The sequence below is a fragment of the Streptomyces sp. NPDC056480 genome, assembly GCF_042795405.1.
Classification (GTDB): Bacteria; Actinomycetota; Actinomycetes; order Streptomycetales; family Streptomycetaceae; genus Streptomyces.
The window spans coordinates 1-6,257 of record NZ_JBHTSA010000218.1 but is presented as its reverse complement, the minus strand read 5'-3'; the positions used below and the strand labels follow the sequence as shown (position 1 = coordinate 6,257).

Below are 6,257 nucleotides of genomic sequence, written 5' to 3'. Positions count from 1 at the left end.
AGTTGCCTACGTGTCACGACCTCAGTCCTACCGGGTTCCACCCCACGAAAGGCGCAGAACCCAGAATCTGATCACGACATCACACAGGCCCTAGGACTCTGAGGCCGATACCGGGAGGCAGAGGCGTAGCTGGGCGTGTGACGTGCGGCAGGCACGGGCCGCTCCCGAGACGCTGGAATCGGCCCGGGCCGGCGTACACCTGGCCGCGACGCTCGTGCAGTGGTTCGTGTCGGGAGCGGTCGTCCGCACCCCCTGAGGCTGCTGCCCGGAAGATAGGGAGGATCACATCCGTTCTGGCTGGCGTGGCCATACAGAGCGGATGTGCGCAGGAACGCTCACGGATGCGGCAACCGTGGCTTGCTAACAGTCCCACTCGTGTGTGAGCACGACGGTCACCTCGGTGCCGTCCCGGTGTTCCCGTCGTTTCGGATGATGCCACCTGGCACGTGCGGGTCGAACCGGCCGGCGCGCATAGCCTCGATGCACTGCAGGACGCGGCCGAAGGACGTCAGCCCGTACGTGATGTATCGCGTAGGCGAGTCCCGGAGCACGCTTTCACGCTCGATGGGAACGCCGCCCATGATCGCCCGGTACGTTTCACACGCCTCGTGCCCGGGGTGAGCCCCGATCCACGCCATCTCGACGTCCACCGCGAACTCGTTGGCGGACGTGCAGGTGTACTGGTTCCAGTCCTCGACAGGCTTGGTCGGGTCGAGCGCGGCAATCGTGCGCACCTGCTCGATGCAGCGCTCGTAGATGCGGGACAGCTCGGCATTCAGATCTTGACTCATCAGGGTTCTCCCTCCCCGCGCCGGACCATCCGGCGACCGGCGAACCCTGCCCCGGGCCACGGTGGAGCAGTCGCATCACCTCATGCGCGGTCCAGTGGACCGAGGAAGCGAAAGCGGTCGCCTCCGCCCCGCCTCAGGAGCAGCTACCGGACGTCGGCAGCCGCGTCCACAGCAGAGCCTCCCGACCGGTGGCGCCGGGGCCAGCCCTGCAGCCATACACCAGCCTCCTGCACCCCGGTTTCTTCGGGTAGGCGGCACCCAGACCGGGCGCACACCGCGGCGGGGCCTGATGTCCTGGCCGCACATCTCGCGGCAGCCCGTCGGGCTCTCACCGTCGACCTCGCAGAGCTTGTGGTTCCCGAGAAGGCGATACGGCTTCGTCCGCCGAGCGCCGGGGGCTCCGGGGACCTCTCGGCGCGGGACCTTGATCCGCTGGAGCGGTAGAGCATCCCGAACGTCGAGGAGCTCGGGTTCGCCCCCGAAGCCGGCCGAACGCTGGTGGAGGCAGTGGGCAGTCCGGAGGATGCCTTCTTCCGGATCTGTGTCTACTGGCGATGGAAGATCGGAGTGACGGGCCAGGGGGACGTCCGAGGGCTTCAGCTCGAAGAGTGGCCGGACGTGTTCGTCAACTCATCGGTGGACGCCTTCGTGGAGACGTCCTGGCGCTGGTACCACACCTGGCTGGAAGCGAAGGAAATGGGTTGGCACATCGAGGTCTTCGATGTACTGGACGCATTCCTTGAGTTCGCGGCGCGCAGGGACCCGCGCGTCGGACTCGACGAGCGCTCGATGTGGAAGATCGTCGTGAGGTCCATGAACGGCTGACCGCGCCGTGGCGTGACGTGAAGTGACGTGAAGTGACGGCGTCGCGCGGACGTCAGGATGGCGTGCCGACCCCATTGAGCTTCTTCGAAGCGGCCACCTCTCTCGTGAGGGAAGGGAAGACGGCCGTGAAGAAGACGACCCGCCGGAAGACCCTCTGACTGTTCAGATCGTGTCCCCCCCCCGGGGGCGCCGCCAGGGGTTGATCGCCGTGGGAGACAGATGAGCGTGTGATCAGGGCTACCCGGACGCGGGCGAGCCTCGCCTGCCCCTGCTGACCGTGGCAGAGGCCCGGGGCGCGATGCGGCTGCTGGAGACGCTCGGCGTCACACCACGCCGGCAGGCCGCCGGGCAGTTCTCCGCGAACCTGGCCCGACGGCTCCCCACGGACTCGATAGACGCCGCCGCGGCGTCGGGACGTCAGGCGGAACCAGGTCCCCTCCGGGAGGTGCCGTACAGGGCAGTGCGGCCTCGCGGCCTCGTGGGTCTCGACCTCGGCGATCGGGCGCCGGACCCGGTCCAGGGACAGTGCGAGCCGGCTACGCGACGGCGGTGAGTGCAGGGTGTTCTCCGTGTCGCGGCGGCGGCACCGCACGATGCTCTTTCCGGGCGTCCGGCCTGCGTCATGCAGGACTCCGGGGCCGCGCCGTCGGGTGCGCAGACGCCGGCGTCCGGCCCTGGTGTGATGTCCCAGGCCCCGCAAAGCTCCGTACCGGGCTGGACGGAGCGCCGACGCAGCCGATACGGCCCCGGCCGGCTCGGGCCCTGCCCTGCCGCAACGTCTACCTCGGCGCCTCCACCGACTGCTCCCGCCGCTACCGCTCGGACGCTGCGCCACACGAAGAATGTCACCGCCCACCGCCCACCGCGCCCGCAGGCGCCTGGTGCACCAGGTTCCGGTCGTCGGGAGTGTGGGGGCACGGCCTGTGGTCGCCGGTCGCTAGTCGCTGATCGCTGGTCGCTGGTCGCGAAGCGGCTGTACCGCGCAGCGTCAGGGGCTTGACGGTCCTGTTGTCGAGCGGGATTCGTCCCGCCCGGGCGTCGGGGGCAGCGGTTCGGCTCGTTGTCAGTCCTGGTCTGTAGGGCGCAGTTCGCGTGCGAGGGCGGAGAGGGCGAAAGCGTGTGGGGAGGTGTGCTGCCAGCGGGACCGTGCGAACATCACGTCTTCGGAGAGCCCGCTGAGTATGGCCACGGCCCGGATGGTGAACTCGGGGAGCTCTACGTCGGCGAAGTGTCCCAGGTCCCGGCCCTCTCGGAGGATGGCTTCCAGGCGTTCGTCCCAGCCGTCCAGCAGCTCGGTGAGGATACGGCGGCCTGCTTCGTCGTGGCGCTGGGCCAGAACCTGCGTCCACAGCGCGTAGCGTTCGTCGCCTGGGTGGCTAGGCAGGTAGAAGCGGACGAACAGGTCCAGCTTCTCGGCGGGAGACGCGGCCCGGTCGGCGGCCTGCTGGAACCGGGTCCAGAGGTCGGCCTGGCTCCATACGAGGACTTCGAGCAGGAGTCGGTCCTTCCTGCCGAAGTGGTAGAGGATGTGCCCGGTGCTCATGCCGGCCCGTGCGGCGATGTCCGACATCCGCAGGGCCGCTGCGCCCTTCTCGGCGATGACGCTGATGGCGGCCCGCATGGCCCGTTCCCGCGCCTCGTCCCCGCTGGGCTGGCGTTTCCTGTCGATCGGGACCCGGGCCGCAGGCTGTGAGGCGGCTGGGGTCCCGGCAGCGGCCGACCCGGTCGCGCCGTCGGGCGTGAGGCGGTCGGGCACCGCGGGCCCGGTCTCTGACGTCGGCATGAGCTCGCTTTCGGTTCCGGAAATCCAGGTCCCAAGTCTAGGTTCCAAAACTTTAGACCTTTAGTCTAGACTGAAAATCTAGTCAATGCGATGGGGAGTGTGACGGCCGGCTGTGCGCGGCCGCCCCGCCGCCAGCGGCCCGCCTGCCCTAGCCACCACCAGGAGACACCCTCATGACGCGCGGATTCGATGTCGTGGAGACCTGTATCGCCGACCTGCGCACAGCGCTGGAGAAGGGCGAGACGACCGCGGTCGGGCTGCTCGACGCCTACCTCGCGCGGATCGACGCCTACGACCGGCCCGGTACAGCCACCGCTCTGAACGCGATGGTCGTGATGAACCCGCACGCCCGGGCGCAGGCGGAGGCCTCCGACGCCCGCCGCGCCCGCGACGAGACGCTGGGCCCGCTGGACGGCATCCCGTACACCGCCAAGGACAGCTACCTCGCCGAGGGGCTCACGGCCGCGTCCGGCTCCCCGGCGTTCGAGCACCTCGTCGCCCAGCGCGACGCCTTCGCCATCGAGCGGCTGCGCGCCGGCGGCGCGGTCCTCATCGGCCTGACCAACATGCCTCCGATGGCCAACGGCGGCATGCAGCGCGGCGTGTACGGCCGCGCGGAGAGCCCGTACAGCGCCGAATGGCTCACCAGCGCCTACGGCTCCGGCTCCTCCAACGGCTCCGGCACCGCGACGGCGGCGTCCTTCGGCGCGTTCGGGCTCGGCGAGGAGACCTGGTCCTCGGGCCGCGCCCCTGCCTCGAACAACGCACTGTGCGCCTACACCCCCAGCCGCGGCGTGATCTCCGTCCGCGGCAACTGGCCGCTCGTACCCACCATGGACGTCGTGGTCCCGCACACCCGCACCATGGCCGACCTGCTCGAACTGCTCGACGTCATCGTCGCCGACGACCCGCACACGCGCGGGGACCTGTGGCGCGCACAGCTGTGGGTGGCGCTGCCCTCGCCGTCGCAGATACGCCCCGCCTCCTACCCGGCCCTCGCGCCCGCCGACACCGAGGCCGCATCCGGCACACTCGCCGGCAAGCGCGTCGGCGTCCCGCGGATGTACATCAACGCCGACCCCGCCGCCGGAACCAACCCCGACGGAGGCATCGGCGGCCAGACCGGCCAACCCATCGACACCCGCCCCTCTGTGATCACCCTGTGGGAAGCCGCCCGCCGCGACCTGGAGACCGCCGGCGCCGAAGTGGTCGAGGTCGACTTCCCCGTGGTGTCGAACTACGAATCCGACCGCCCCGGCGCGCCCTCGCTGCTCACCCGCGGACTGGTCAGCCGCGCGTACCTCACCTTCGAGATCGAGGACCTGTCCGCCTGGGCCTGGGACGACTTCCTGCGCGCCAACGGCGACCCGGCGCTCTCCACCCTGGCCGACGTCGACAGCGACCGCATCTGGCCCAAGCAGGAGGGCGAACTGCCCGACCGGTACGACGGCTTCGACGACACCATCGGCGACTACCCCTGCCTCGTACGCAAGCGCCCCTACGCCTCCCTCACCGATATGCCCCACCTCGAGCAAGGACTGCGCGGCCTCGAGGAGACACGCCGGGTTGACCTGGAACTGTGGATGGACGGGCTGGGCCTGGACGCGGTGGTCTTCCCCGCCGTGGCCGACGTGGGCCCCGCGGACATGGACGTCAACGTGGCCTCCGCCGACCTCGGCTGGCGCAACGGTGTCTGGGTCGCCAACGGCAACCTCGTCCCCCGCCACCTCGGCATCCCGACCGTGACCGTTCCCATGGGCACCATGTCCGACACCGGCATGCCTGTCGGGCTGACCTTCGCCGGCCGCGCCTACGACGACAACGCCCTGCTCTCCCTCGCAGCAGCCTTCGAGAAGACCGGCACCGGCAACCGACGCACAAGCCCGCCCCGCACCCCCCGCCTGCCCGCCGAATGACCCCACCGAACACCCCCCCGCGGCGGGAAGCCGACCACCCCACGGCCACGGCTGTATCTCGTTTGACGGTGGTGCGGGATGACTGGATAGATTGCGGGAACCCCGGGTGCTGACAAGCCCGGGGGACGGCCGACGGCACGTCCGCCTAGCTCCTCCAATGGAGCGGGGTACGTCTCATGAAGGGCGCCGTCGGCCGCTTCGCATCCGGGTCAGTGAGCCAGGTGCGGCAGGTCGCGCCCACCTGCTACGGCGCCCCCGCCGCCGTCCGCGGTCCCCACTTCCCGGGGGCGGAACATGCCTCCCCGGCCTCCGACAGGGCGGATACGGTGCCGGAAGACACCGGGGACGGGGCATGGGATGGAGAGGCCAGACAGGAAACAACCAGAATCCCGAGGCCCGCGACCCCGATGAACGCAGCTCCCCCGGTGCAGACGGCCTGGAGGGTGCTGGCACCGAGCATCGCCACGACGATGCCCGACCCCATAGCGACAATGACCGCGATCAGCAAGGCGATAACGCTGCCTACGAGCATGGCAACACTCCTGGTCTTCTCATACCGGTCACGATGACGGTCCATCGCCGGCTTCGGGCCTGACTGACACCGACGCCAGTGCGAGCGGGCCCGCAGGCCGAACGGCAAACGCTCCAAGACCGTGGTGACCGACATCGGTCCGGTCGGGATCGACGTGCCGCGGGACCGGGAGGGCGGCTTCGGGCCGCAGATCGTGAAGAAGCGTCAGCGCCGGCTGGCCGGCGTGGATGAGATGGTGCTGTCGTTGTCTGCGAAGGGCCTTGCCCACGGCGGGATCTCAGCCCGTCTGGCCGAGGTCTGTGGTGCCGAGGTCTCCAGGCAGACCATCTCCACAATCACCGATTCGGTGATGGAGGGCATGGCCGAATGGCAGGCCCGGCCACTGGACCGCGTCTACCCGGTCGTGTTCA

The 6,257-nt window shown here is 69.7% G+C and carries 4 protein-coding genes and 1 pseudogene; 3 read left to right on the top strand and 2 right to left on the bottom strand.

What is annotated here, in order from left to right; genetic code table 11:
• Positions 1-392: 392 nt before the first annotated feature.
• Positions 393-791 (bottom strand): hypothetical protein, encoded by a 399-nt coding sequence (locus tag ACFQ79_RS40015; protein WP_383593146.1) that lies wholly within the window; start codon positions 789-791, stop codon positions 393-395.
• 507 nt (positions 792-1,298) lie between these two features.
• On the opposite strand from ACFQ79_RS40015, the gene ACFQ79_RS40010 reads away from it, so the two are divergent.
• Positions 1,299-1,616 carry an SUKH-4 family immunity protein gene (locus ACFQ79_RS40010; protein WP_383593143.1) on the top strand — a complete coding sequence of 106 codons (318 nt, stop codon included), beginning with the start codon at positions 1,299-1,301 and terminating at the stop codon, positions 1,614-1,616.
• A gap of 1,063 nt (positions 1,617-2,679) precedes the next feature.
• Here ACFQ79_RS40010 and ACFQ79_RS40005 read toward each other — a convergent pair.
• Positions 2,680-3,237 carry a TetR/AcrR family transcriptional regulator gene (locus ACFQ79_RS40005; RefSeq protein WP_383593140.1) on the bottom strand — a complete coding sequence of 186 codons (558 nt, stop codon included), beginning with the start codon at positions 3,235-3,237 and terminating at the stop codon, positions 2,680-2,682.
• Between the two features lie 335 nt (positions 3,238-3,572).
• Between ACFQ79_RS40005 and ACFQ79_RS40000 the strand changes: the two genes are divergently transcribed.
• Together ACFQ79_RS40000 and ACFQ79_RS39995 are read left to right on the top strand one after the other, a co-directional pair.
• On the top strand, positions 3,573-5,315 hold the full coding sequence (locus ACFQ79_RS40000) for an amidase (protein WP_383593137.1): 1,743 nt from the start codon (positions 3,573-3,575) through the stop codon (positions 5,313-5,315).
• 626 nt (positions 5,316-5,941) lie between these two features.
• Positions 5,942-6,257 (top strand): annotated as a pseudogene (locus ACFQ79_RS39995) (transposase); the annotation flags it as partial.

What these genes read in the sequence shown, in the direction of transcription:
- ACFQ79_RS40015 (WP_383593146.1), bottom strand. Translation starts at nt 791, where the DNA reads ATGAGTCAAGATCTGAATGCCGAGCTGTCCCGCATCTACGAGCGCTGC.
- ACFQ79_RS40005 (WP_383593140.1), bottom strand. Translation starts at nt 3,237, where the DNA reads ATGCGGGCCGCCATCAGCGTCATCGCCGAGAAGGGCGCAGCGGCCCTG.
- ACFQ79_RS40000 (WP_383593137.1), top strand. Translation starts at nt 3,573, where the DNA reads ATGACGCGCGGATTCGATGTCGTGGAGACCTGTATCGCCGACCTGCGC.